General features: G+C 59.4%; 23 protein-coding genes. 9 read left to right on the top strand and 14 right to left on the bottom strand.

Going from position 1 to position 25,413, the window contains the following annotated elements; all coding sequences use genetic code 11:
- Positions 1 to 12: 12 nt before the first annotated feature.
- From RZS28_RS09720 to RZS28_RS09710, 3 genes are all read right to left on the bottom strand, one after another.
- A complete protein-coding gene (locus RZS28_RS09720; RefSeq protein ID WP_407337572.1) occupies positions 13 to 1,029 on the bottom strand; it encodes a L,D-transpeptidase family protein in 1,017 nt (338 codons plus the stop codon).
- A gap of 193 nt (positions 1,030 to 1,222) precedes the next feature.
- A complete protein-coding gene (locus RZS28_RS09715) occupies positions 1,223 to 2,245 on the bottom strand; it encodes a class I fructose-bisphosphate aldolase (RefSeq protein WP_407337571.1) in 1,023 nt (340 codons plus the stop codon).
- A 305-nt stretch (positions 2,246 to 2,550) separates the two neighbouring features.
- Positions 2,551 to 3,507: a GNAT family N-acetyltransferase gene (locus tag RZS28_RS09710; protein WP_407337570.1), complete on the bottom strand. Its 957-nt coding sequence runs from the start codon at positions 3,505 to 3,507 to the stop codon at positions 2,551 to 2,553.
- Between the two features lie 445 nt (positions 3,508 to 3,952).
- On the opposite strand from RZS28_RS09710, the gene RZS28_RS09705 reads away from it, so the two are divergent.
- Both RZS28_RS09705 and RZS28_RS09700 read left to right on the top strand, forming a co-directional pair.
- Positions 3,953 to 4,279, top strand: a complete 327-nt coding sequence (locus RZS28_RS09705; protein ID WP_407337569.1) for an antibiotic biosynthesis monooxygenase family protein — start codon at positions 3,953 to 3,955, stop codon at positions 4,277 to 4,279.
- A 127-nt stretch (positions 4,280 to 4,406) separates the two neighbouring features.
- Positions 4,407 to 4,616, top strand: coding sequence for a hypothetical protein (locus RZS28_RS09700; RefSeq protein ID WP_407337568.1), 210 nt, complete (start codon positions 4,407 to 4,409; stop codon positions 4,614 to 4,616).
- A 28-nt stretch (positions 4,617 to 4,644) separates the two neighbouring features.
- Here RZS28_RS09700 and RZS28_RS09695 read toward each other — a convergent pair whose 3' ends face one another.
- The 3 genes from RZS28_RS09695 to RZS28_RS09685 form a co-directional block, all read right to left on the bottom strand.
- Positions 4,645 to 5,463, bottom strand: a complete 819-nt coding sequence (locus RZS28_RS09695) for a sterol desaturase family protein (RefSeq protein WP_407337567.1) — start codon at positions 5,461 to 5,463, stop codon at positions 4,645 to 4,647.
- Between the two features lie 193 nt (positions 5,464 to 5,656).
- On the bottom strand, positions 5,657 to 7,357 hold the full coding sequence (locus RZS28_RS09690; protein WP_407337566.1) for a cyclic peptide export ABC transporter: 1,701 nt from the start codon (positions 7,355 to 7,357) through the stop codon (positions 5,657 to 5,659).
- A 54-nt stretch (positions 7,358 to 7,411) separates the two neighbouring features.
- The gene (locus tag RZS28_RS09685) at positions 7,412 to 8,470 is read right to left on the bottom strand and encodes a glycosyltransferase (RefSeq protein ID WP_407337565.1); all 1,059 of its coding nucleotides are present in this window, start codon (positions 8,468 to 8,470) and stop codon (positions 7,412 to 7,414) included.
- A 463-nt stretch (positions 8,471 to 8,933) separates the two neighbouring features.
- Here RZS28_RS09685 and RZS28_RS09680 point away from each other — a divergent pair, with 463 nt between their 5' ends.
- The 5 genes from RZS28_RS09680 (at position 8,934) to RZS28_RS09660 (ending at position 13,541) form a co-directional block, all read left to right on the top strand.
- Entirely contained in the window at positions 8,934 to 10,190 is a 1,257-nt protein-coding gene (locus RZS28_RS09680; RefSeq protein WP_407337564.1) for an efflux RND transporter periplasmic adaptor subunit, read from the top strand.
- A gap of 129 nt (positions 10,191 to 10,319) precedes the next feature.
- The gene (locus tag RZS28_RS09675) at positions 10,320 to 11,429 is read left to right on the top strand and encodes an ABC transporter permease (RefSeq protein ID WP_407337563.1); all 1,110 of its coding nucleotides are present in this window, start codon (positions 10,320 to 10,322) and stop codon (positions 11,427 to 11,429) included.
- Positions 11,426 to 12,169 carry an ABC transporter ATP-binding protein gene (locus tag RZS28_RS09670; protein WP_407337562.1) on the top strand — a complete coding sequence of 248 codons (744 nt, stop codon included), beginning with the start codon at positions 11,426 to 11,428 and terminating at the stop codon, positions 12,167 to 12,169. The genes RZS28_RS09675 and RZS28_RS09670 overlap by 4 nt, the downstream gene beginning before the upstream one ends.
- Positions 12,170 to 12,279: 110 nt before the next feature.
- Positions 12,280 to 13,026, top strand: coding sequence for a glycosyltransferase (locus tag RZS28_RS09665; protein WP_407337561.1), 747 nt, complete (start codon positions 12,280 to 12,282; stop codon positions 13,024 to 13,026).
- A complete protein-coding gene (locus tag RZS28_RS09660) occupies positions 13,023 to 13,541 on the top strand; it encodes a hypothetical protein (protein ID WP_407337560.1) in 519 nt (172 codons plus the stop codon). Before RZS28_RS09665 ends, RZS28_RS09660 begins: the two co-directional genes overlap by 4 nt.
- Before the next feature lies 1 nt (position 13,542).
- Here the strand turns inward: RZS28_RS09660 and RZS28_RS09655 are convergent, their stop codons facing one another.
- Entirely contained in the window at positions 13,543 to 14,736 is a 1,194-nt protein-coding gene (locus RZS28_RS09655; RefSeq protein ID WP_407337559.1) for a glycosyltransferase, read from the bottom strand.
- Positions 14,737 to 15,093: 357 nt separating this feature from the next.
- On the opposite strand from RZS28_RS09655, the gene RZS28_RS09650 reads away from it, so the two are divergent.
- Both RZS28_RS09650 and RZS28_RS09645 read left to right on the top strand, forming a co-directional pair.
- Entirely contained in the window at positions 15,094 to 16,515 is a 1,422-nt protein-coding gene (locus RZS28_RS09650; protein WP_407337558.1) for a cytochrome P450, read from the top strand.
- Positions 16,516 to 16,743: 228 nt separating this feature from the next.
- On the top strand, positions 16,744 to 17,550 hold the full coding sequence (locus tag RZS28_RS09645; RefSeq protein ID WP_407337557.1) for a DUF2189 domain-containing protein: 807 nt from the start codon (positions 16,744 to 16,746) through the stop codon (positions 17,548 to 17,550).
- A 220-nt stretch (positions 17,551 to 17,770) separates the two neighbouring features.
- Here RZS28_RS09645 and RZS28_RS09640 read toward each other — a convergent pair whose 3' ends face one another.
- The 7 genes from RZS28_RS09640 to RZS28_RS09610 form a co-directional block, all read right to left on the bottom strand.
- Complete coding sequence (locus RZS28_RS09640; protein ID WP_407337556.1) at positions 17,771 to 18,106, bottom strand: cytochrome C oxidase subunit IV family protein; 336 nt, start codon at positions 18,104 to 18,106, stop codon at positions 17,771 to 17,773.
- A gap of 11 nt (positions 18,107 to 18,117) precedes the next feature.
- Positions 18,118 to 18,855: a heme-copper oxidase subunit III family protein gene (locus tag RZS28_RS09635; protein WP_407337555.1), complete on the bottom strand. Its 738-nt coding sequence runs from the start codon at positions 18,853 to 18,855 to the stop codon at positions 18,118 to 18,120.
- Positions 18,856 to 18,964: 109 nt separating this feature from the next.
- Positions 18,965 to 19,621 carry a cytochrome c oxidase subunit 3 gene (locus RZS28_RS09630; protein ID WP_407337554.1) on the bottom strand — a complete coding sequence of 219 codons (657 nt, stop codon included), beginning with the start codon at positions 19,619 to 19,621 and terminating at the stop codon, positions 18,965 to 18,967.
- Positions 19,622 to 19,632: 11 nt separating this feature from the next.
- Entirely contained in the window at positions 19,633 to 21,393 is a 1,761-nt protein-coding gene (locus RZS28_RS09625; protein WP_407337553.1) for a cbb3-type cytochrome c oxidase subunit I, read from the bottom strand.
- A gap of 158 nt (positions 21,394 to 21,551) precedes the next feature.
- Entirely contained in the window at positions 21,552 to 22,361 is an 810-nt protein-coding gene (locus RZS28_RS09620; RefSeq protein WP_407337552.1) for a cytochrome c oxidase subunit II, read from the bottom strand.
- 453 nt (positions 22,362 to 22,814) lie between these two features.
- The gene (locus tag RZS28_RS09615; protein ID WP_407337551.1) at positions 22,815 to 23,144 is read right to left on the bottom strand and encodes a hypothetical protein; all 330 of its coding nucleotides are present in this window, start codon (positions 23,142 to 23,144) and stop codon (positions 22,815 to 22,817) included.
- A 381-nt stretch (positions 23,145 to 23,525) separates the two neighbouring features.
- On the bottom strand, positions 23,526 to 25,070 hold the full coding sequence (locus RZS28_RS09610) for a peptide ligase PGM1-related protein (RefSeq protein ID WP_407337550.1): 1,545 nt from the start codon (positions 25,068 to 25,070) through the stop codon (positions 23,526 to 23,528).
- Positions 25,071 to 25,413 lie beyond the last annotated feature (343 nt).

The following is a 25,413-nucleotide window of genomic DNA, read 5'->3' as shown; positions in this document are numbered from 1 at the left end:
CGGCCTCCGCCTTCAGCGGCGCTTCCGCCCGCGCTGAATCGAATTGCGCCTCCGCCTCGGCGAGCCTTGCGACCGCCCTCGCCTTCGCCTCCCCGCCCAGTCCATCGCCGGCGGCGAACTTGCGACCCTGAGCGCGCCTTCCGCGGCCGCGAGTTGCGCCTGCTCGATATTTCGCGCTCTCCGCCGCAGGCAAAGCCGCGCGGCCTCCGCGGTCATTCTCGCCGCAGCCAGCCTGGCCGCATCCGCCTTCTTTGCCGCCGCATGCGCCTCAGCCGACTTAGCGGCTGCGAATGACTTCAACGTCAAAGACGGGGCCGGATCGGCCGGCGGGGGCGCGTCGGCTTCGGGCGCAGCGGCTCCAGGCGTTGGCGTCAGCGTTTCCTCGCGGGCATCCCAGTGCTCGGTTGGCGCTTTGAGCGCAATATCGGCGCGAACGGGTTTCGGCTTGAAGAGAACGGGGTGGTCGATTTCAACGGGACGCGCATCGCCTCGAGCCACGATCACCCGCATGCCGACTTTCGTCATGTCGAAGAGACGTTCGGCGAAATCATATGGCATGCGGACGCAGCCGTGCGAGGCGGGGTATCCAGGCAGCAGCCCCGCGTGGAGCGCGATGCCTGACCAGGTGATGCGCTGCATGAAAGGCATGGAGGCGTCGTCATAAAGATTGGAATAGTGCTCCGCCTCTTTTTGAAGGACGCTATAGACCCCCGCCGGCGTCTCATATCCGGATTGGCCGCTGGAGACTGGCGCGCGCAAGATCCAGCCATCCGCGTCATAGATCGTGATCCGCTGATTGCTGAGCGAGACAATCGCCATGAGCGGCTCGCCCGCGGGACGGGGCGCCGCCGCTTCGGCTTGTTCGCCCCCTCGATGGCGCATGGCGCTCGCGGGATCGGCGACGCCCGTCGCGAGCAGCGCGGCGAGACCGGCGATGGCGCCCTGACGAACGGCCGCCCCGCCGCGCGCCTCATTCGAGAGCAAAAGGAGATCATGCCCAATTCCCCCGGCGCCGATCAAATCAGCCATTTTGCGAGACTACGCTCGCCGCGGCTGTCGACAAAGCCGGAACTCAACTTTGCTGGGCCGGGTTCCGAACAATTATGGCGCGCACGGTTAAGGCGATCGCAAAAGCCGGAATCCTGGGGCGCGGCGTTCGACATCGCGCCAGCGACTGTGGTCGAAGATAGTCTGGATAGGCTCTGGAGGCGGCCCGCAATCGTCAAGCGGCTGTTCGCTCTTCGCCTTCCGACCATCGCCCTTGCGCGGCGAGACTATTCATGCGGGCCCGATGCGCGAAAGCCGCCTGCGCCGCGCGCATATTTTCCGGCTGTCCCGCCCAGGCCTTCTGCGCCGCGTCCTGCAGCGCGCGGCCATAGCTGAACGTCAAGGCCCAAGGTCCACCCAGGCGGCTAATGGCGTCGAGATTGGCGGTGGCCTCGACGTCGGACTGGCCGCCGGAGAGAAAGGCGACGCCGGGCACGGCGGCGGGCGCGCAATTGCGCAGGACTCGTATCGTCGCCTGCGCGACTTCCTCCGGAGAGGCTTTGGCAGCGCAGGCCTTGCCAGGAACAATCATATTTGGCTTCAATATCATGCCTTCAAGGAAGACGCGCGCCTTATAGAGCTCCATGAAGACGGTCTTGAGCACAAACTCCGTCACGTCATAGCAGCGCGCGAGATCATGCGCCCCATCCATCAGAACCTCCGGCTCGACAATGGGGACAATGCCGGCTTCTTGGCAGAGCCCGGCATAGCGCGCGAGGGCGCGCGCATTCGCCTCAACTGCGAAATCGGTCGGGACGCCTCCGCCGATCTGGATGACCGCGCGCCACTTCGCGAAGCGCGCGCCTAGTCCATGGTAATCGCTCAAACGCTCGCGAAGGCCGTCGAGGCCTTCCGTGATCGTTTCGCCTAGGAAATTTGCAAGCGGCTTCGCCCCAGCGTCCACCTTTATTCCGGGGATTGCGCCGGCCGCCTCGATCAGCTTGACGAGGGGCGTTCCGTCCTTGGCTGTCTGGCGGATCGTCTCATCGTAGAGAATGACGCCGGAAATATACTGCTCCATGGCGTCCTTGGTTCGGAACAGGAGTTCGCGATAATCGCGCCGCGCATCGGCGGTGGATTCGATCCTTAGCGCTCCGAACCGCTTTGTGATGGTTCCCGTGCTTTCATCAGCGGCGAGAATGCCCTTCCCCGCCGCAACCATCGCCTTGGCGGTTCGAACGAGCTGGTCTTTATTCAAATGCGGCCTCCCTTGATCCGCCGCGGGCGCCTACACGGGGTCCACGCGAAATCCGTGCCTGATGTGGTGGATATCGGGCGTCGCAAGAGGGTCTCAAGGGATCGCCGCCGCAATCAGCCGAAGGGGATGCGCCTGCGTTTCGACCTAAACGGTCTCGGTCAAGAAGTCACGACCACGCGATACAGAGCCGCTGCGCCCTCGGCAAAGTTGACATTCATATTTTGGTCTTGTCCATCGTTGACGGCCGGCCTTGCTCGTCGCCATTTTAATCGGCCAGGACAAGAACGCGGCGGCGGGCGAACCATTCAACAAAAATAGCGATTGTCCCGGAACGATTCCTTCAACTCCCACGCGATGCGTCCGATCGGCGTCGCCCGCGTCACGATATAGCGCGGCCGCAAAACGCCGCCGAAGCCAGCGTAAAACGATACGCCCTCATTGCTGCTCAGCCCGTCGAAATCGAAGATGAGCCCCCGCCGGGCCGCGTCCTGAATAGCCTCCCAGATCAGCAGGCTGACGGCGCCGTCATGCGCCCTCGCCGCTCTCGTCGTCATATAATAATAGGCTGAGGCTTGGTCCCAAATGCAGAAGACGGCCGCGGCGAGGGAGCCGTCCGCGTCTTTCGCCGCGTAGATTTTTCCGCATCCCCGCACGAGACATTCCGTAATGACGCGGCGGGTCGGTACGCCATGGTATGCGTTTTTCATCCCGCGTTGTTCAACGTTATTCGCATAAAAGCGCCAAAACTCTTCAGGATCATCGATAGTCGCGGAGAGGAGGAGCTTTTGCGCGCGACGAATTTCGCTGCGCTTCGATTTGCTCAGATTGTTCCATAATATTTCGGCCGGCAGCGGCGTAACCTCAAAGGTGAATTGAACGCCGGTCAAGAATTTTTCTTGTTGAAAGGCGACGACGTCGGTTATCTCGCCATGGCATTTATACTTGTAAACCGCGGCCGGCGGCAGCGCGCCGATAAGCTCGCGCATTATCTTTCCCGCCTTGTGACGTCGTGTTTCGGGGCTTCCGTCGGCGACATGTACGGCTGGGCCGAGAGAATGCACCATTCCCGGCAGGACGCTGTATTTGAGGCCAAACCTGCTCTGCAAAAAATAGGGCAGCCAGCCGACAGTCCTTCCATCCTGAACGACCTCGACAATGTCGAATTTTCCGCCCGTCGCGATGTCGAGCCACCACAGCTCATGAAAAATCGTTGGGACGAGCGAGTTAGCCGCCTGTCGAGCAGGACGAACATCTTGTTTCATAGCATCTGCCAATAACTTGCCGAAAAGGCGCGCAAAACCAAAGCCATCAATGTCATAGGCGGGATGGATTTATCTTCTCTACCCGCAACGGCTCAAAAGAGCCCATCGAAACTTGCTCAAATTTGCACAACCAAGCCAATTCAACCTGCAGACGCGAAACGCGGCTACTTGCTGCCGATCGAACGCTGGCGGGAAAATTTTGTCACGCCGGCTCTCGGCGCAACCGGCTTGAGCACGTGTTGGTGTTGTAAGTGATCTATGCTCAAAACATCGCCGGTTGGACTTATCCAATCGGTGACTTTATTATTACTACGGTAGACAATGTAATTTTGCAAGACTTGATTTCCGCTCAAAGCGATGTAGATCACGCTTCTCGCCCGAACGGCCGCAGTTTCGACGCCGCCGCGTCGCCGACAAAACAGACCAGAGCTCAAGAGGAATGAACATGTTCATTGCAATGAACCGCTTCAAAGTCATCAAGGATGAACAAAAGGCCTTCGAGAACATCTGGCTGAGCCGCGACTCTCGGCTCGACGAGGTCAAGGGCTTCATCGCCTTTCACATGCTCAGAGGTCCGGAGCGCGAGGACCACGTGCTCTATGCATCGCATACAGTGTGGGCGACGCAAGAAGATTTCATCGCCTGGACCAAGTCCGAACAATTCCGCGCCGCCCATAAGCAGGCTGGCGAACGTAAGCCTCTCACCCTCGGCCATCCCGAATTCGAAGGGTTCGACGTCATCCAGACGATCGAAAATCGGCATCCGAAATAAAGAGTCGGTTTCGGATCGCCCCGCCTGACGCGGTCCATCGGTACATTTTCCGGCAAATGGACTATGGCTTGCATGAGAAAAGAGGCGCGCGAGCTGAAGCAACGCGGCGCGCCGCTGGTGGGTGGCCATGCCATTTTACGTCTATGAAATTCCATCGAGGAACTATCGCGAGGAGCGCAATTGGCCCTCCGAGAAGGAGGCGCGCAGCGCGCTCAAGCATGTCGCCCGCCGGGCGGTGGCGGAAGGCGGCTCCAAGGACGACCTGATCTCGGTGACCCAATCGAAAACCGGCGAGAAGATCTTCGAAGGGACAATCGGGGCGGCGCTTGCGCCGTGAGCCCAGCTTCAGCCCGGCCTGAAGCCTCTCAGTCGGCGCTTCGCGGCGTCAAGGCTTGGCCTGGTCCGCCGACCTTATCCCAACGGGTGGCGAAAATCGTGTCGCAAATGCCAGGGCTGCCAAACCCGTCGCTGAAGCTGACATTGCTGCGGCGATGATGTTCGCCATGCGCCTTGCTCGTCACCACGGCGGCGAGGGCCGCGACCAGACGTCGCTTGACGCCGGACAGACCCTGTCGCGGCAGGGCCTCGGCGAAATCATAGCCCGAATGTTCATAGAGCCCGCCGATCGCGCCGAGACTTGCGACAATAAGGTGAAACGCAATATCCGCCCCGGCGCCGACAAGCACGAGCGGGATGACATAGGGCAGGACGATCTCGAGGAAGAAGTCAGCCGAGGTCATGTAGCAGGCGCTGACGCCTTTGCTCGCGCCGGTCGAGTGATGCAGACTATGCCCGAGCGTGCGGATCAGTCCGGGCCTATGCAATATCCAGCGATGGGCGACATATTGGACGATGTCATGGCCGACGCCCATGAGCGCGAAGGCGAGGAGAAAATGCCAAAGGCTCATATGCGGCGCGCCAACGAAAGCGAGCCCGAAATATTGCAAGGCCACCATCGCCGGAAGGAGAATGAACAGCTGATTGACGAGAACGCGCGGCAAAAGCTCGGCGTAAGTTAGCCTGTCGACGTCCCGCACCTTGCAGGAGCGAAGCTTTCCGGTCCGGTCGCTCCATTCGAACAAAAGTCCGACGCCATGATAGGCGACCATCTGGGCGATCCAAGCGAGAACCGAAAGCGGCAGCCACCAGGGCAAGGGGCCGCTGACGTCAGGTGTTGAAATCACGTTTGAAAAATCCTGTCTGCGCCGATCGAGTCGGATCAATCCTACTTTTTCGCGTGGGCGGCGGCAAATGCGCACTTCGCCGCGCTTTAGTGGGCTTCGCGCGCTCGGCCGCCTTGGCGGCGCTTACCTAGATTTCCTCAAGGCGGGACGTCAACCCCGCTCTCAGGCAGGGCCCGACTGTTCCCGCTGCGGGTCAAGATTCCTCGATCTGTCCCATATTGAGGCGCAGCAGACGATCGGCCAAATGGAAATAGCGATCGTCATGGGTAATGACGATGATCGTCTTGCCGCGCGCCTTCAGCTGCGGCAGCAATTCCTTATAGAAGATGTCTCGGAATGTCGGATCTTGTTCCGCCGCCCATTCGTCGAAAAGATAGAATGGGCGGTCTTCGAGATAGGCTGCAAGCAGCGCCAGACGTTTTCGCTGGCCCTTGGAGAGCTCGACGGTCGAGAAGTGTCCGTCCTTGATCCTAACCTTGTTGGCGAGTTGAAGGCGTTCGAGCAGGTCATCCGCCCGCTTTGAAAAGCCGGCGTCGGAACCTCCAGGAAAGGCGTCAAAAATATAGGCGTCGGCAAAAACGGCGGCAAAGTGCTGGCGATGGCGGTCCCGATTGAAATCGGTGACGATTTCGCCATCCAACCTCACCTCGCCATCATCCGGCGGGTAAAGGCCAAGAAGCAGCAGCGCCAGCGTTGTCTTGCCCGAGCCGTTGCCGCCGGTCACGAAGATCAGCTCGCCGGGATCGATACGCAGATTGACCGGTCCAAACAGAAAGCCGGAATCTCCGCCTTCGGCTCGGTGTTGGCGCCTGACCTGGAGCAGCTCCAGCACGCTGGGCCGCTCCGCAACAGGCGGCGACTCGTCTCCCTCTTCCAAATGCGGCTCCTTGGCGACGGCGACGCCAAGGGACTTTATATTTCGCCACGCGACGACGCCGCGCCCAATTCCAGGCAAGGTATTCAGGAGGACGGATATGGGACGCATGGCGAACAGGACGATGAAGGTAAAGCTGGTCACAGTCTCACGCGAGATGTCCTCCAGCCGGGGCAGCGCGAATACAATGAGCCCGATCAGCAGGAAGAACGCCAGCTTTCCCCAATAGTCCGAGATGACCGTAAAGGTTCGTCCGTTGCAGAGTTGCCGCCTTATCGTATTTGCGGTGGCGCTCAGGTCGGACATGAATGCGCGTCTGCGGCGCGCGTTCATTTTCAGCTCCTTGCAGCCCTCGGTCACCGTTCGAAAATGGCCAAAGAGAGCGTCAATCCTTTGCCGCGCTCGTTGGTGCCATCGGAAGGACCGATTTTGAAGCAGGCTTACGCCGAGCCCGCCGCCGAGCAGAAAGGCGAGAAAGACGACGAACAGGGATGGCGAAAGCCAGCCCATATAGAGAAGCGCCCCGAAGAGCGTGGAGGCCTCGATAAGCAGCGGCGGCAAGGTCTCGATCAGTTGCGCGATGCTGCCGATGTCATCCGTCAAGGTCGCCATGAGCCGATGGGGGCCGACGGTTTGCAGCTGCTGAAAGGGAGCCGAGAGAATATGGCGGGTGAGCCAGAGACGCAGAACAAGCAGATTGCTTTGCGCCAATCGCACGACCAGAAGCTCCGAGAACATTCCCGCAGCGAGAACGACAATGCAGAGGCCGACATAGGGCAATGCGAGCCGCGCCGCTCGATCGGGGTCTTGATCCAAGGATTTGGTGATCAAGGTTATAAGGCCGGCGACGCCGCCCCCGCCTATCAGGCCTCCGATCGCCGAAAGGAGCAGCAGGCGGCGCGAGCCTTGGAGCATCGACAACAGGGACACGGTTGGCGGTTTATCCGATAACTCGGGGCGGCGAAGGCTTGGCGTCTTGTCCGCGCCGCGCCGCACCCATGCTGCAATGGCTCTAAGCATGCTCGAAAATCCTCCGGCGGCGGCCGGCTTGCCCGCGGCGCATGACGAGCCCGATCAAGCGGCGCTTCCGGCGGCGGCCAAGGCCGTCCGCTCCGCCTCCTGGATGAGAGAAACGACCGTCTCCCGGTCGCGCGCGGCGCGCCGGTTATGCCGATCGAGAATGCGGAGCGCCCGGTCCACGCCGGTTGCGCGCCAATCTCCCGATTTCAAGCGCTGCAGAATGATGTCGGCCGCGCCGGAGGCGTCAGCGCGCGGAACATAAAGGCAGTCGCCTTCCATGATCTCTCGAAAAATCGCAATATCCGCCGCCACCGTCAAAAGGCCGGCATATTGGAGCTCCAAAAGCGGAAGGCCGAGCCCCTCATCGAGCGAGGTGGAGATCAGGATATCGGACTCCGACACGACGTCACGAACCTTGGCCTCTGCCAGATAGCCGAGAAGCTCGATGTGATTTCGGCCCAACAATGCGGGATAATCTGGGCCCCAGCCCGGCCGGCCTATGATGCGAAGTTTGGCGTTGCATCCGCGCGCATTTAACGCGTCGATGATATCGGCTGCATAACGGTAGTTTTTACGCGGCTCGACAGTTCCGAGCGCCACAAAACGAATTGGGGCGTCGGACGGCAAGTCGGGCGCTTTTGGCCTTAAATCAAAAATGTTTTGAATCCTTGGCCGGTACAGCTCCGCCCGCGCGGGCCTTTCGAGCCTGCCGAGCAGGTCGGCGCGCGTTTTCTCCGAATTGACCAGAAAAAGAGACTGCTTTCGCAACATATGGAGGAAGCTCGGTCGGCAGTAATAATAAGCGCCGCGATGGAGGATCTCCGGGTTATCGACAACAAACAAATCATGAACATAGGGAATTATTGTTTGACCTATCGATTGCAGAGCAATCGACGGCGGAAAGCCGGGACATAAAATGACGCTCCCCGGGCGCTTCAGCGCCGACCAGGGCATGCCAATCCATTGCTGCAAGACCAGGCCTGCAGCCGACGCCGCCGTTATGTGGCTCGCCTTGATCGGATCGAGAGCCGCACTAGAAAATAACTCCAGGGAGATGCGCTCGAGACCGGTCGCCTGGCGATGCACATGAGTGTAATCGACAAAGACCGCCATGCCCGTTCCGCTATTTCAAATGGATGGCCGTCTTCGCAGGCGCACGATCGACCGCCGGCCTTTTAGCGCATTCACCCATTCATCCGCTACGCCATCAGGCTATGTGGGAACTCGATGTCGGCAAAAAGCGGCGCGCAAATCCAGTTTGCGTCCTCGGCAAACCTGGGATCAATAAAACTGTACCTGTATGCGTTAAGAATTTTGGAGACGTCGTTCGCTCGGTGGGTTTTCACACCAGCCGCCCGTCTTAGCCGGCTCTATGTTGCAAACGCGATGGCGCACGCGGGTCCTAGGGTCCGCGCGACGCAAGCTCCAAAACATTCACGGCGCTTGCGACGGCTATGATGTTTGCTACGCTATCGTCCCCGTCGTCAATACGCGGCGCATAATGCGCGCGGCTTTAATTGAAAGATATTGAACCGTGTCAATCCAAGATTTCAAATTAGGAGCCGCGCAGGAGCACGTGACGTCACGGGTCCCTGGAACGATGCGGACAACGGCGGATCCACTACCGGGTGGCGCGCCGAGCGGGCGGCCCGTGGCCATGCCGATGGAGCCGGCCCCGCGTCCGAGGCGACGCTGGTGGCTTATCGCAACCGCCGCGGCGGTTGCGCTGGGCGGCGCGACCAAATCCTATATGGCTTATGGCCGCGCCGAGCCGGCGCCGTTCTATCGCGTTTCGCCGCAGTCGAGACTCGAGGTCTCCGGGCCCGGTCTTCTCGATGCGACAAACCGCGTCGTGATCTCGGCGCAAATCGAAGGTCGGCTCGCGAGCCTCAAGGTTGTTCGCGGCGACGTCGTGCTGCCCGGAGACGCGCTCGCGACAATCGAGGCCGACGAGATCGCGCAGCAGCTCGCTTCGTCGCGCGCCGATGCGACGGCGGCCGAGCAGCATGTCGCGGAGGCCCGTAGCGAAAAGTCGCGAGCCGAGTCGGTTTATGACAAAGCGGCTGTGGATGTCCTGCGCCGGCGCGCCCTTGCGGCTCGCGGCATCACGTCTCAGACTGATCTCAGCACCGCGGAGGCTGCGCTCCAACAAGGCAAAGCGGACCTCGACCGCAGCGCGACGAGCATCGATCGCGCAATGGCCCAAGCGCAGTCGGCGACCGCGCTGCAACAGATGCTGGCGGCGAGGCTCGCGAAAGCCAAGCTGGCCTCTCCCGTCGCGGGGATCGTGGTGTCGCGCGAGCCAAGCGTCGGGGATCTCGTTCGTCCTGGCCAGAAAATTTTCGAGATTGTAGATCCGCTATCGATCGTCATTTCCGCTCGATTTGACGAATCCGTCATGGGTCACGTCGAGATCGGCCAGGCGGCGAAAGTCAGATTTGTGTCAGAGCCTTCCACCCTTCGCGAAGGGCGCGTCGTCGAGCTTCGCCGGATCGTCGATCAGGAAACGCGCGAATTCGAAGCCGATATCGCATTAACCTCTCTGCCGAAAAACTGGGCGCTCGGGCAGCGGGCGACGGTCCAAGTCGAAGTCCGGCATGATCCGAACGCGCTGCTCGTGCCGACCAGCTTTCTAGCGCGGCGCGATGGGCGCGGGGGCTTGTGGTTCTATAAGGACGGACGCGTTCGCTGGGGCGTCGTGCAAATGGGCTACTCGCTCGGCGGCTTCGTCGAGATCGCTTCGGGCGTGAGCGCAAACGACGTCATCGTCCATCCGGAAGGCCGATATGAATATGAACGCGTCACCCTCGCCGCTGAGTCAGTCTCGCAGTGATCGCAGCGACTTCGGCGGCGTAGCGCCCGCAACTCAATGACCGGCAATTGCGCCGATCCATGCACCAGAACAAAGTTCAAAGCCATGATCCTCGCTTGGAAAGATATTCGATTCAACTTGGCGCGCTTCGTGCTCGCAGTCGCAGGCTTGACGGCCATCTTGACGATGTCCCTTGCGATGAATGGGCTCTACCGCGGCATCGTCCATGAATCGCTTATCATGGTGGAGAACATCGGCGCCGACGCCTGGCTCGTTCAAGGCGGACGCGACGGGCCCTTCAATGACGAGTCGCATGTGTCAGAGCTCCTGGATCGACGCGCGGAAGGATTACACGGCGTGCGAGAGGCGCGCCGCTTCCTCGCCTTCAGCTTCCCGATTTCCTTCGGCAGCCATAAGGAGCGCTATTCGATCCTCGCCCTCGACTTTCCGAAGGACAAGGGCGAGTGGATGCCGCTTATCGCTGGACGCTTTTTGGAATCGCCGCATTTCGAGATGATCGTCGACAAGTCGACCGGCCTGGCGCTCGGCGAACGGCTTCGCGTCGGGCGGGACGATTACGTTGTTGTCGGCGTCACCACCGGCCAAGTGGATATGGCTGGCGACGGCTTGATATTCGTGTCCCTTCCCGATGCGCAAAGCATCTTGAACGTCGCTCCGAGCGAGGCCGTCCTGCTCGCCCGCGCATCGAGCCGAAACCAGATCGCGACTTCTTCCGTCGTTGGCGGGACGCGGCCGATCATGGCCGTCATCCTGACGTTTGAACCGGGCGCCCCAGTCGAAGCAATCCGCGAGAAGGTCGCGAGCTGGGGCGATGTGACCATGATCACCAAAGCCGAACAGATCGAGCTCGTCATTCAGGGTCGGCTGCGGCGGCTCCGCTTGCAGATCCTCCTCTTCGTCGGCTTGATGTACGCCATTTCAGGAACAATCGTCTCTCTCACCATCTTCACGATCGTTCTCGAAAAGCTTCACGCCATCTCGCTTCTCAAATTGATCGGCGCGAGCGACGTCTTCATTTCAATCTGGATACTTCAATACGGCCTGCTGCTGGGCGCCATCTCCTTTGGATTGGCTTTGGCGATCAGCCTAGCGACTTTCGACTATTTCCCGAGAGCGGTCATATTGCTTCCTTGGGACGCCGCGATCGCCGGGCTCGCCTTGGTGGCGGTCTGCGCCTTGGCTTGCACATTTTCGATCCGAAAGGCGCTAAGCGTGCGCGCCAGGGAGGTGCTATCGTGACCGCGACCGCGCTCTCGCTCCATGGAGTGAGCAAAACTTACGGCTCCGGCGATAGGGCCGTGGCCGCCTTGCGCCATGCGTCCGTGGACATCGCGAGCGGGGAGCTTCTCGGCATCATCGGACCAAGCGGATCAGGCAAGACGACCTTTCTCATGCTCGCCGGTCTCGTGGAGCCGCCGACGCATGGCGAGATCCGGCTTCTGGGCAGAAAAGTCGCCGACCCCAAGACGAGCGCCGCCGATTTGCGAAAGCTTCGGCGCCACCACATCGGATTTGTATTCCAGAAGGCGAACCTGCTGCCGTTCCTGACTGCGCTCGAGAATGTTCAACTGGCCCACGAAGTCGCCAAGCTGCACGGGTCCCAGGCGCGCAAACGCGCCTGCGAGCTGCTCGATGAACTCGGCATGGCGCATAAGATCAACGCCTATCCGCAGACCTTGTCGGGAGGCGAGCAGCAGCGGGTCGCGCTGGCCCGCGCGATCGCCAATCGCCCCGCACTGTTGCTCGCCGACGAACCCACGGCCGCGCTGGACGGCGACCGGCGGCGTCAGGTCATGGGATTGCTGAGCAATCTTGCCCGCAACGAGGGAGTCACAGTTTGCGTCGTCACCCATGACGTCCGCGCAACCAGTGTTTTCGACAGAATCATCGAGATCAGCGACGGCGAAATCATCAGAGAATATGCGCCGTTCGACGAAAGCATGGGAGATCCTTCAAATTTGCCCCGCCTTTCCTCCTAATCTCACCTGATGTTGCGCGGGTCTGTCGTCGAGGTCCGCGGATGTTTTCCGCACACTATACATCGTGTGAATCGGGAGCCGAATTCATCCCATCCTGGACACAGATCCGCATGCTTGACATCTCGCTTATCATTCCGGCAAATAACGAGGAGGCGCAGATAGGCGCATGCCTCGAGTCGGCGATCAGGAATTCCCGCGGAAAATTCAAGGAAATCCTCGTGATCGACAACGCCTCGACCGATCGAACGGCCGCGATCGCGCGTTCGTATCAGGGCGTTCGCGTGATTTGCGAGCCGCGCAAAGGCCTCACGCGCGCGCGGCAATGCGGATTTGACAATGCGACAGGCGACATCCTCGCCTATATCGACGCGGACACCCGCTTGCCGGAAAATTGGGTCGACGTCGTCGAGCAGACCTTCGCGACACGCGCGGACGCCGTTTCTCTCAGCGGCTCCGCCCGTTACTTCGATGCGGACGGATGGGAGCGCTTCGCGCTTTTGCTTGGATGGTGGCTCTCGGCGCCTCTGGCTTATCGTTTCACGGGCTATATGATATTTGGGGCGCATTTCGCGGCGCGCAGAACAGCGCTCGCGAATATCGGCGGTTTTAATCAGTCGATCGATTTCTATGGCGAGGACACCGATCTGGCGCGCCGCCTCGCGACGCAAGGCAAGACGATCTTTCGCATGGATTTTTTTATCTATACTTCAGCGAGGCGCTTCCAGAATGAGGGGATCATGCGCGCGTTTTTTTTATATGGGATGAATTTTATCTGGCCGGTTTTGTTTAGCCGTCCGTTCACGACGTCCTATCGCGATATTCGGGTGAGCCCCCTTGCGAAATCGGATCGCCGATGACGCGCGCGATCGCAGGCGTCGTCGGATTTTCGGCCTTCGCGCTCATTGTGCTTCTGGTCTATGCGCCGAACTCTCCGACGCTCTTGCCCGACACGATTTTTTATGGCGTCCTGGTGCTCCACACCTATTATTCCGTGCGGTTCTTCTCCCAGCTGATTCCGCAGAACGCGTGGCAGATCGGCGCGGATGTCTTGCTGGTCGCCATTTATTTCGCGCTCGCGCTCTCCCTGGGTGACCGCTTCCGGTTTCTGTTCCTCGTGCTGTGCCTGTTCGCCGCGGCGACCCTCAAATATATCCCATCGCTTGGCCGCAATGACCTACATGCGATTTTACGGCGCAAGCTCAAATCTCTCCTATCTGGAATTGCACTTACCATTTACGCTATAATCGTTGCAGTTTTTATAGACCCAACTATCGCCGCTTGGTTCATCACCGGCGTCTATACATTTTTTACATTCCATATTCTGTTTGTTGGTAAAATGTATGATATGAATATGCTTGCAAAGCCCGAGTAGCTCAGGCTGCGATGTGCCGTCCGTAAATTTGCTCCCATTCGTGAGCGATTATTTCTGGCGCATATTGTTTGACCCATTCGACGCCGCTCGCGCCCATCCGCATTCGCAAATTCACGTCAGCCAATAATTGCTCGAGGCGCCTCGCAAGCGCTTGTTCGTCTCCGGGCTCGACCATGAAGCCGCATTCGGGGGTGATATATTCGGGAAGCCCCCTGGCCCGCGCCACAACCGCCGGCGCGCCGCTCGCGAAAGCCTGCATCAGCGCCAGCGACTGCGATTCCGCGGTGCTCATCATCACGAAGACGTCCGCGGCTTGATAGAGCTCGGCAAGCCGCTCGCCGCTGACGAATCCCGTGAAGCGCACTCGGTCGCTGACGTTCAATTCGCAAGCGAGGCGGCGCAGCTCGGCTTCGGCGCCGCCGTGGCCCGTGACGATGAGCGTAACTGGAAGACGAGGAATAAGCCGGGCGACCGCCCGGATAATAATGTCGATATGCTTCTCGGTAGCGAGCCGGCCCGCATACATGACGAGCGGTCCAGGCGCGCCGAGACTCTCCTTGACTTGCCTCTTGCGGTCCGCAGTCGGCGTTTTGAACGCGTCGAGCGAGACAGGATTTGGCAGAGGCCGCGCCGGACGTACAAATTTCATCCGGCGCATGTCGTCGATGAGCCCCTTATAGGGCGCGGTCAAATAGGCGCAGTGGTTGTAATACCAGGCGACGAATCGGCCCGCGCAGCTCGACAGCCTATCGCCCAAAAGCGGAACATAGCCCACGAACTCCTCGACGGGCGTATGATTGGTTCCAATGAGCGGCGTCCGCAAAACACGGCTCGCCAAAAGCGCTTCAAAGCCCGTTCCGAACGGCGTGTGCGCATGAATGATGTCAGGACCGAACTTCTTCAAGCGGCGTAAGCCGGCGCCATAAGGGATAACGAATCGCCATTGACCGGTTGGCGACCCTGGAAAGGAGAGCGCCGGCAATCGGCAGACCGGCAAATCGCGCCGAAGGTCGTTTGCAGCGCTCTTCTCTCTCGTCACAGCGTCAATCAGTTTGTAGTCCTCCTGCGAATATTTGGGGACGAAATACATGACAGTGTGACCGCGACGCGTAAGCTCTTGCCCGGTCGTAATGATTGAATCTGCTATCCCGCTTATTTCCGGAAAGAAAATGTCTGAGAAAAACGCAATGCGCATTGAGCTCTTGTTTCCCGAATAATAAGGCCCACGCAATCGTTAGACCGCAATAAAACCACATTGTTGTCGCGACGGCCGATCCGAGCCGCAGGACAACGCATTCGCGGAGCTGGCGCGGCCAACTGGCCTGCCTTGCTTGATGTCCCAAGCGCTCGTCTATACATCTTCCGCCGGTTCTCGACGATACCACAAGGCCTGGAACGGGCTCGCCTTCGGAGAGAACGCGTGTGACTTCGGCGCGACAAATCCGTTTGCGCCGCTGACATGAATGGCCTAGCCCGTCATCTTTTTGTCTTTCATGCGCGCTCTGCGGCCTCTGCGATTGTTCGCGCCGAGCGCAAGAAGAAGGAGTTCTCTATGGCGAATGTTTCGACGCAAGGCGCAGCGCCTGAAGACCGGCCTCAGCCGCCTGGCCCGAAAGGTCTGCCGTTTCTCGGAAACGGCCTTCAGCTTAAACGCGATCCGCTTGGATTCTTGACCGACTGCGCTCGCACATATGGCGATGTGGTTCGCATCTCCTTGCCTGGTCAGGCCGGCTTCTTGATCAGTCATCCAAACGACATCGAGAAGACATTGGTCGCCGGCGCCCAGAACTTCGTCAAGACCTCGGGCGGACAGCAGTCGAGGCCAGCTTCAAGGCGCCGAGAACAAGACCTTATGACCTGGGTGCGAAACTTCCCCTCGGACGGCGAAGCGTGGCTGCCGGAAAAGGAGCTCGCACATCCATCTCATCGCGAGCGAAGGCAGATTCAGCCGGCCTTTCACAGCGAGCGGATAGAGGCCTACGCTGAAACTATGGTCGCTCTCACGCAACGAAGCTTAGCGACCTGGAAGGATGGCGAAATTCGCAACGCGCATGTGGACATGACGCATCTCGCCCTCGTCGTCATAGCCAAGACATTATTCAGCGCCGACGCCGGCGGCGAAGCCAAGAAATTGGCCGACGCATTCTCGACCATCATAGCGCAGATCGTGAGCCAGATGGTCAACCCGATACAGATCCCCAACTTCATCCCTACCCCGCACAACTTGCGCCTGCGCAAGGCGATCGCGCAAATTGACGGCTTCCTCGAAGCTCTCGTCCGGCAGCATCGCGCCAATCAAGACATCAATGATCTCATATCGATCCTCTTGAAGGCTCAGGACGAAAGCGACGGCGCGGTCAGCGCGAACGACTGGCGATATCAAGCAATGACCGTTTTTGTCGCCGGCTACGAAACCACTGCGTTAACGCTGACTTGGGCGCTGTATCTCATTTCTGAAAACCCTGACGTCGAGGCGAAGCTGGCCGCGGAACTAAACGCCGTCTTGGCCGGACAGCCGCCTCGCGCGGCCGACGTTCCGAAGCTCCGCTACACGGAAATGATCGTAAAGGAGACCCTCCGACTCTACCCGCCGGTCTGGCTTCTCGGTCCGAGAACATGCATCGAGGATTTTGAGGTTGGCGGTTATCGCTTGCCGGCCGGAAGCACGATCTTGATCAGTCCTTGGGTCACCCAGCGCGATCCGCGCAACTTCGAGCATCCGCAGATTTTCGACCCCGATCGTTGGGCCGACGAGAGCATGAAGCAGACGCCCAAATTCGCCTATTTCCCGTTCAGCGGAGGCGAGCGTCAATGTATTGGGAAATCTTACGCGATGATGGAGGCCGTTCTCGTCCTGGCGACGATCGCGCAATCATGGCGGCTGAAGCTGGCGCCAGGCGCGCGCGTCGAACCGCAGCCGCTGGTCACGCTGCAGCCGCGGTTTGGGATGCCCATGAAGATAGCGGCCCGGTAGAGACGGGCATCTTCACGCCGTGAGCTCCACAACATACATAAGCTTTACAGCAATTGCCCACGAAAAATCATTCGCGAACCGCGGCCATTAATCAGACGCGACAAGCGTCCGCCAAGAGCGTATAATTTTTCTGTAATGTGCAGGTCGCGGCTCCGCGTGACCAGCCGCCTACACACGGCGTCACCATGAGCTTGCAGCCGCATGTTGCTCAGTTCAGGAGGATCGCTCATGGCGCATTTTCACGTGTTCGTCGGCCCGGACGCGAGTCCGGCTTATCCAATCGTGCGTAGGATCGGACCCGGTGACCTCAAGGATGCTCTTTCAAAAGGCATAGCCGATTTCGGGGCGATGCCGTCGCACCTCGTTTTCCTCGGGCTGATCTATCCGATCATCGGCATAGCCCTCGCTCGGATGACGTCTGGCCAAAATGCCCTTCCCATGCTTTTTCCGCTTATGTCAGGCTTCGCCCTGATCGGCCCCTTTGCGGCAATCGGCTTGTACGAGATGAGCCGTCGGCGCGAGCTCGGCCTCGACATCGCCTGGTCGCACGCCTTTGAAGTGCGTCACTCTCCCTCTATCCCCTCGATCCTGACGCTCGGCATCCTGCTGATGGCGATCTTCCTCGCTTGGCTGACAACCGCCCGCGTGCTCTATCAGTCGCTCTTTGGCCCGACGGCGCCGGATTCCTACACCCAGTTCCTCCATGAGGTCTTCACCACATCAAAGGGTTGGACTCTGATCATCCTGGGCAATGCAATAGGCTTTATTTACGCGGTTGTGTCGCTGAGCATCAGCGTCGTCTCGTTCCCCTTGCTTCTCGATCGCGACGTAGGCGTAACCGCGGCCATCTATACCTCCGTCAGAGCTGTGCTGACGAATCCGGGCACAATGGCGCTTTGGGGGTTGATCGTCACGATCTCCCTGGCGATCGGCTTTGCGCTGCTATTTGTAGGCCTGGCGGTGGTGATGCCGATCCTCGCGCATGCGACCTGGCACCTTTACCGCAAGGTCGTTCAAAACGTCCCGCGCCGGTAAAGCCAGAGCTCGGTTGAGACCCAATTTCTCGAACCGGCGCGGGGCGATCGCCGGTTCAAGAATGGTTGAAAGCGGATCAACCGCCAAACTGATCAGCAAATTGGCTCGGCCACCGGGTCTGACGACAACCGGATGCGCGCAGTTCGAGGCCGCGCTGCGACCGCCCATCCGGCCCCGTTTTCACCCTCGCGCCGACAAACGGTCGCGCCAATAGTCCGGCCTAGGACTGCGCCCCAAAAAATATGACCCGCGTGAGATGCGTGTAGTCCGATTCGAACACCATGATTCCGACAAACACCAGAACCACGAGGGGCGGGACAAGAATGGCGTAGATCAGCGCCAGACGCTCCCAAGCCATGTGCATGAAGATCGCGACGATCAAGCCTGCCTTCATTATCATGAAGAGGAGGATCAGAGACCATCTGAGGTTACCCTGAAGATTAAAATAGTCGACGAGATAAGAGAATGTGCTGAGGACAAACAGCCCTCCCCAGACCACAAGATACAGCTTGATCGGGTGCTGGGCTTCCTCCCCGCCTGGGCTCGCCTGCGTCATGTCCGGCTCCTTCACCACAGATAGAAAAACGCAAAGATGAACACCCACACGAGATCGACGAAGTGCCAATAAAGGCCCATAATTTCAACGATCTCGTAGCGCCCCCTGCGGCTCGTAAAGAAGCCTCGCGCACCGCGGTCGAAATCTCCCCGCCAAACCTTGCGCGCCACGATGATGAGGAAGATCACGCCAATCGACACATGAGCGCCATGAAAGCCAGTGATCAGGAAAAAGGCCGACCCGAACTGGACCGCGCCCCATGGATTGCCCCAAGGCCGGACCCCTTCTGTGATCAGCTTAGTCCATTCGAACGCCTGCATACCCACGAATGTGGCGCCGAACGCGGCTGTCGCGAGCATCATGATCGCGGTTCTGACGCGATCCCGGCGGTAGCCATAATTGACGGCGATCGCCATGGTCCCACTGCTGCTGATCAACACGAAAGTCATGATGGCGATCAGGATCAGCGGAATTGACTTGCCGCCGATCGTCAACGCGAAGACTTCACTAGGCTTCGGCCACGGAACAGTCGTCGATATTCGGACCGTCATGTAGGAGAGCAAGAAACAGCTGAAGACAAAGGTGTCGCTCAAGAGGAAGATCCACATCATGACCTTGCCCCAGGAGACATTCTTGAACGCGCGCTGATCCGACGACCAATCGGCGGCGACGCCTTGCCAACCCGTAGGCCGCGGAAGAATTGCTCCAGTGCTTGTCAGCGCAGGTCTTGTCAGCGAAGGTCTCGTCATCTGCTCTGCTCTCAAGTCCCTTGCAGGGCTCTTTCACGCAAAACGGCGCCTGGAAATGCGAATTCAACCAGTGAGGCCGCCTTGCCATTTAATTGGATCGCTAAGCGGTCTAGGCAAGCAACAGAAGACCGAAAAAGACCAGCCACACCAAAAGCAGAAAATGCCAGTACATGGCGCATAACTCAACGCTTAGGCGCACTTGGCTTAGTTCAACGCCCCGCCACGCTTTGTCCGCGGCGCCGCCCAAGGCCACGAGGCCTCCCAATACGTGCAAGCCATGCAATCCGGTGATTACATAAAAGAAAGCCGCGGCCGGATCCGTCGCCAAGAAATAGCCTGCGGCCATCAGGATTCGCCATGCCGCGAGCTGACCGGCGAGAAAGGCGAGGGCGAGTAGCCCTCCAGCAAGTAGGCTCGACCTTATTCTGGCGATATTTCCCCGGCGCGCGGCAAGCTGCGCGCTATGCAGCGCCATGCTGCTGGAGACAAGCACGCCAGTGTTGAGCCAAAGCAGCTTTGGCGCAGGCAAAGGCGGCCAGTCCGCCATGTCCATTCGCATGAGAAAAGCGCTGATAAACAGCGCAAACACGGAGCCGACAACAGCGAGGAACACGCCTAATCCGATCTTCGCCGCTGGCAGGGAAGATGCGCCTGTCGCACTGATCTGGCCCTCCTCCAGCCAGGGCTTGGCGGTCAACCTCTGTTGCGACAACCACCATGCCACGATGGCTGCGATAGTCGCCAAGAAAACTATTGTGATGCTCACGGCGTAGAGTCCTAGCCAGCTCGTTGGACGGGGGGCTGGTTTTGGGGCACAAAATCCTGCTTGGCTCCCGGCACGCTGTAGTCGTAGGCCCAACGGTAGACGATCGGCAGCTCTTCGCCCCAGTTGCCATGTCCCGGCGGCGTTTTGGGCGTCTGCCATTCCAGCGTGGTCGCTCGCCAGGGATTGCCGCCGGCGGCCCGGCCTTTGGACAGGCTCCATATCAGATTGAACAAGAACACAATCTGGGCGGCGCCTACGATCAAAGCGGCCACCGTGATGAAGATGTTAAGCGTGGCGGCCGAAGGCGGGACGAAGGCCGTCTCGCCCAACTCGTAATAGCGGCGCGGCACGCCCATCAGACCCAGATAATGCATCGGGAAGAAAATCGCATAGGCCCCGAGGAAAGTGACCCAGAAGTGCAGATTGCCCAATTTTTCGTTGAGCATCCGCCCTGTGACCTTCGGATACCAATGGTATATTCCGCCAAATACGACGAGGATCGGCGCGACCCCCATCACCATATGGAAGTGGGCGACGACGAACATGGTGGCGGAAAGCGGAACATCGACGATCACATTGCCGAGGAACAGGCCGGTTATGCCCCCATTGACGAAGGTCACGATGAACCCGAGCGCGAATAGCATCGGGACTGTGAAGTGAATGTCGCCCTTCCAAAGCGTCAGCACCCAATTGTAGACCTTGATAGCGGTTGGAACGGCGATGATGAGCGTTGTAGTGGCGAAGAAGAACCCGAATTCCGGATTCATGCCGCTCACATACATATGATGACCCCATACGACGAAGCTGAGGACGCCAATGACCACGATCGCCCATACCATCATGCGATAGCCGAAGATATTCTTTCTCGCATGGGTGCTGATCAGATCGGAAACGATGCCGAAGGCGGGCAAGGCGACGATATAGACCTCGGGATGGCCGAAGAACCAGAACAAGTGCTGGAACAAAATCGGGCTGCCGCCGCTATATTTTAGATGTTCGCCCGCCTCGACGATGGCCGGCATGAAGAAGCTTGTGCCAAGGACTCTGTCAAACAGCATCAAGACAGAGGCGACGAACAAGGCGGGAAAAGCCAGCAGCGCCAGGACCGTGGCCGTAAAAATGCCCCATATGGTCAAGGGCAGGCGCATCAGCGTCATCCCGCGCGTGCGCGCCTGCAACACCGTCACCACATAGTTGAGGCCGCCCATGGTGAAGCCGATGATGAAGAGGATCAGGGAGGCGAGCATCAGAATGATGCCGGCCCCCTGGCCCGGGGTTCCAGACAGGATCGCTTGCGGCGGGTACAAGGTCCACCCGGCGCCCGTCGGCCCGCCCGGCGCGAAAAAGCTTGCGACGAGCACCAGCACCGCGACCAGATAGATCCAATAGCTCAGCATATTCACAAAAGGGAACACCATGTCCCTGGCGCCCACCATCAACGGAATGAGGTAATTGCCAAAACCTCCCAGAAACAGCGCCGTGAGCAAATAGATCACCATGATCATGCCGTGCATGGTGATAAATTGGTAATAGCTGCTGGCGTCGATAAGCGAGAAGCGGCCTGGGAAGGCGAGCTGCAGCCGGATCAACCACGACAACACCAGCGCCACATAGCCGATGGACATCGCCGTGACCGAATATTGGATGGCGATGATTTTAGCGTCCTGGCTGAAGACGTATTTCGTCAACCAGCTCCTCGGATGATAAAGCTCTACGTCTTCGACTTCTGCAGGCGGGACGCCTTCGGCTGCGCCAATTGTAGCATCGACCATCGGAATGCCTTCCTCGTTCCCATCTGCTGAAGCTCAACGAGATTTGCGCCTCGCCGGCCGGATCTTCTGTCGTCTTCAAAGTCTCCGCTTCAAATACCCGCATTGTCTCTCGATCTGTCTGGCCTCTCCTGCGCAACTCCAGCCCTGAGGCCCGACTCCTATTGTTTGGGTCCAGCCGACAATTGCGCGAACGTGTGTTGCTTTTGCAGCCATGCCAGATAGTCGCTTTCGCTCTCGACGACGACCGAGCCGCGCATTTGTGGGTGGCCGACGCCACAATATCCCGCGCAGAGGATCTCGAAGGTCCCGGTCCGGGTCGGCGTGAACCAAAAATAGCTGACCAAACCTGGCATCAAATCCATCTTGGCGCGAAACTCCGGCACATAAAAATCGTGCACGACGTCAAGAGAGCGAAGCAATACCTTGACCGGCTTTCCGACAGGCAGATGCAATTCGTCGCCCACAACGACGACATTGTCCTGCCCGTTGGGATCGTTCGGATTGAGGCCCAAAGGGTTCTCGGCGCTCACATATCTGGCGTCGGACTCGCCCAGCCGACCAGCCTCCCCCGGAAGGCGAAAGCTCCACTGCCATTGCTGGCCCACGACCTCGATCGCAGACGTCCCGTTCGGGACAGTCACAAATTGGCCCCAAACGAGCAGCCCTGGAGCCAACATAGCTATGACCGCCACAGCCGTCCCGAAGGCGAGCCATGTCTCCAGCCTCGTGCTCTCCGGCTGATAGGCCGCCCGCCGTCCCTCCTTGTGACGGAAGCAGAACACGCAATAAGCCATAAACAAAATGATGACGACAAAAGCGGTCCCGGTTATCCAAAACGTGAGGATGATCGTGTCATCGATGTAACGCCAATTCGAGGCGATCGGCGTGAACCACCACGGGCTCAGGAAGTGAAACAACACCGAGCCGATCGCCACTAAAACCAGCGTGAGCGCTAGCGCTACAGCCATCGCGTGGTCTTCCTCGCCTCTCAAGGCTACGCATATCAACTTCGGCGTCGGACTTTGGTTCATCCAAATTTTTGATCCAACCGACTTCGATGGGGGTCGGCTCCATGGAGACGGCCGCTTCGCGCGCGGTCGACGCCTTGCTGACGCCGAACTTCGGAGAGCGACCGCAACGATGTGTTGCGTGGGTCAGCTCGAATCCAAGACTGGAACGAAATTGAGGATGGGGACCATCGCGGTCGAGCGGCAGAGCAGACGGCATCTTTATGCCGCTGTTGAAGCTACAGCTTCAGAAACAAGCTCGCAGGCGATCAAGCGCGCGGGATCGCTGACAATGCACCCCGGCAATCTCGCAGAAATCACCGTGACGTCTGCGCTTCTAGGAATACGGAGTCCAAGTCAGGGCCGCGACGCCACTCAACCGCCGCGCAACGCGCCATGACGCTGCGGAGCTTGCTACGCCTCAGGCGCGCTTCCCTCTTCTCGCGCCGGCTTGGAGATCGCAAGAGCCGGCTTTGGCGGAAGATGATCGAAGCCTTTCGAGGGCAGACTCGTCGGGGCGGAGCTTAGCCAAGGCGTCCAAGCCATCCGGGCGAAGCGCGTCCAGAATAGAAACGGATTCGTCGCTTCAAGGAAGCGGCCAAAAGCCTCGAAGGACGGCGTTGCCAGCAGGCTGATAGAGATCTGTTCGGCGTCCCCCGAAAGCGAACGGCGATGAACAATCTCGATGTCGAGGCCGGGCAATTGCGCGGTCGCCTTGGTTTCATCGAAATCGCCCGCTTGCATAGCTTTCTCCATCGCACGCGACAGCCCTGGACAGCTCGACGTCGCGCATGTCGGCGGCGTAAATTAAGGCGTCATGGCGCTAGATTTTTCCGCGCGGCAAAAGCGTCGCCGCCGCCGTTCGCTGGACAGCTAAGCGCAGCGCCCAACATTCGTCAAGGCAAGCGGCCGTTCATAACGGTCTCGAGCGACGATTCGATGAAGGCGCCATTTGCAGGTCGCGTCCTGTGATGGCGACCGAGTTGCATTCGATCGGCGATTCAACAAACGAGATTGAATTGCTTGGCTATCGTTCGTGCGATTGGCAAGGGCCGCGTGCTGCCGACGATCGAGATTCCCAAGCGCGGCAACGCACCGCGCCCTGTGAGGCCGACGAGACGAAAGTTACGCTTTCGCCGCCTGCTCGCGATCGAGCACGGCGACGGTCTCCTGGTAGAGCCTATCCGCCTCGTTGCGCGATGGCGCGACGCAGACGATCCCGAGCTTGCCGAACTCCGAGAGCGCTCCGATGAGATGGAAGACAACGCCCTGTTGCGTTGCGGCATTGAAATGCAGGCTGTTCAGCACAGCGATGTCGAGGAGGTCGGCGGGCGCGAGCCCACGATAGACCGACGCCTCCAAATTATCGGACGCGTAATAGCAGCGGGAAGCGCCTGAGGGTATGCGGAATTCGCCGCTCTCCAAATCATATCGTCCATCGGTGAGAAACTGAAGCATCATGAACGGGTGGGTCGTGCCGCCCTTGCGCAGATTGATCTCGATGGCGTGATGGCGCCAGCTATTCCCATTCCACATCGAGAGGAAGTCGACGCCAAACCGGCCGATGACGCCCCGGTCGCGCAAGATGCGAGCGGCCTTCAATCCCTCTGTTTGAATATCGAGCCTGTAGGATTCATCGGCGGGAAAACGGCACCCGAGAAAGACCTGACTGAACCGCCCTCCGAGCACTTGATCATGGGTCGAAATCACGTCGACATGGCCAAGCGGATCAATTCTATATTGCGCTGATGGCGATTGCTTCGTCGCCCCTTCGACGAATTCTTCTGCGACCGCGCCCATCTCGCCGATCTTAGCCCTGTAGATCTCCCAGGACATGTCACGGGCTTCAAAAGCAAGCGCAGGGAGCCTGTCTCTGATCCAAGCTACGATGCTCCCGCGCTCCGGGGCGCCATCGAAACCAAAAATCGCATTGCCTTCGCCGGAAAAGCCTTCGTTGAGCTTCACGACTGCTTTCCGCAAAGATGGATCGCGCCGCTTCAGTTCGGCGAGGGCGGCGGCGAGGTCGGCCTCGTCAGCGAGGTCCTCGACGCCGGCGGGGATCGATACGCCAGCCTCTCGAAAAATCGCCCGGCCGCCGCTTTTCGATCCAAGCGCGAGCAGAGACGGATCGCATCCGTAGATCGGGATGCCCAATTGTACCGCCAAGGTACGCTCGAGCGGCGAAACGTTGAAGCATGACATATGAGCCGTCGCCACCTCCTGGATCGCGTCGCGCAATCGCGCGAGCAATCTCGGTCGAGCCAGAATCTTGGCTGCCAGCGGCTTTGACGTCGAGTCGAAACAAGAAAGAAGCGTCAAGCGCCGGCGCGCATGGGTCGCCGGGATTCCGGGCAGCAAATGAAGATAGTAGTCGATAATTTCCTCGGACATCGGCTGGCTGGTGACGTAGATGATCCGCGTGCGCGGCAACTTCAAAAGCATCAGCATGCACAGCATGCGCTCTTCGTAATGAGGAGCGCCCGTCAGCCGCGCCAACACATCCTGGTCAAGGCTCAGGCTCGGAATGATCACGACAGTGCGCGGCGCGCACGGATCCGGGAAGACTTTGCGAAACAGCTCCGGCAGTCGAGACTGTAGAGCGCGAAAAGTTGCGAGTTCGACCGACGACTCGGGCTCTAGCGCTACAATGGATGGCTGCAACTTGATCACGCTTGGCGCTCCCCGAAATTCGTCATCGTCCGTGGGCGGCTAGCATCGAAAATCGAAAGTTGACGCTCAATCGGCGTGTCGGCGGCGGCTTTTGCGCTGTCGGAGGCCGGTGGATCGGCAAGAGCGCATGTGCAATGCCTGATGCATCTGCAAACGGCAATCAGCGGCGATCTGAATATCGAAAGCGCTAAACGTGGTTCCTCCCAATCCTTGTGGAAGGCGCCGATGGCCCGGAATTATATGGACAATTTTATCATAACAACATGTCTTGTCGATGGGCTTAGTCCCATTCTGCCGCTTCGCCGCCGCGCGTAGCTTGAACGAAACCAACATGCCGCCGCAG

The sequence above is a fragment of the Methylocapsa polymorpha genome (assembly GCF_045689225.1).
Classification (GTDB): Bacteria; Pseudomonadota; Alphaproteobacteria; order Rhizobiales; family Beijerinckiaceae; genus Methylocapsa; species Methylocapsa polymorpha.
The sequence above is the reverse complement of the archived record's forward strand: the minus strand, read 5'-3'. Positions and strand labels throughout refer to the sequence as shown.

Coding starts and splice junctions, on each gene's coding strand:
- RZS28_RS09720 (WP_407337572.1), bottom strand. CDS start 1,029: ATGGCTGATTTGATCGGCGCCGGGGGAATTGGGCATGATCTCCTTTTG.
- RZS28_RS09710 (WP_407337570.1), bottom strand. CDS start 3,507: ATGAAACAAGATGTTCGTCCTGCTCGACAGGCGGCTAACTCGCTCGTC.
- RZS28_RS09705 (WP_407337569.1), top strand. CDS start 3,953: ATGTTCATTGCAATGAACCGCTTCAAAGTCATCAAGGATGAACAAAAG.
- RZS28_RS09700 (WP_407337568.1), top strand. CDS start 4,407: ATGCCATTTTACGTCTATGAAATTCCATCGAGGAACTATCGCGAGGAG.
- RZS28_RS09690 (WP_407337566.1), bottom strand. CDS start 7,357: ATGCTTAGAGCCATTGCAGCATGGGTGCGGCGCGGCGCGGACAAGACG.
- RZS28_RS09685 (WP_407337565.1), bottom strand. CDS start 8,470: ATGGCGGTCTTTGTCGATTACACTCATGTGCATCGCCAGGCGACCGGT.
- RZS28_RS09665 (WP_407337561.1), top strand. CDS start 12,280: ATGCTTGACATCTCGCTTATCATTCCGGCAAATAACGAGGAGGCGCAG.
- RZS28_RS09660 (WP_407337560.1), top strand. CDS start 13,023: ATGACGCGCGCGATCGCAGGCGTCGTCGGATTTTCGGCCTTCGCGCTC.
- RZS28_RS09655 (WP_407337559.1), bottom strand. CDS start 14,736: ATGCGCATTGCGTTTTTCTCAGACATTTTCTTTCCGGAAATAAGCGGG.
- RZS28_RS09650 (WP_407337558.1), top strand. CDS start 15,094: ATGGCGAATGTTTCGACGCAAGGCGCAGCGCCTGAAGACCGGCCTCAG.
- RZS28_RS09645 (WP_407337557.1), top strand. CDS start 16,744: ATGGCGCATTTTCACGTGTTCGTCGGCCCGGACGCGAGTCCGGCTTAT.
- RZS28_RS09640 (WP_407337556.1), bottom strand. CDS start 18,106: ATGACGCAGGCGAGCCCAGGCGGGGAGGAAGCCCAGCACCCGATCAAG.
- RZS28_RS09635 (WP_407337555.1), bottom strand. CDS start 18,855: ATGACGAGACCTTCGCTGACAAGACCTGCGCTGACAAGCACTGGAGCA.
- RZS28_RS09625 (WP_407337553.1), bottom strand. CDS start 21,393: ATGGTCGATGCTACAATTGGCGCAGCCGAAGGCGTCCCGCCTGCAGAA.
- RZS28_RS09620 (WP_407337552.1), bottom strand. CDS start 22,361: ATGGCTGTAGCGCTAGCGCTCACGCTGGTTTTAGTGGCGATCGGCTCG.
- RZS28_RS09615 (WP_407337551.1), bottom strand. CDS start 23,144: ATGCAAGCGGGCGATTTCGATGAAACCAAGGCGACCGCGCAATTGCCC.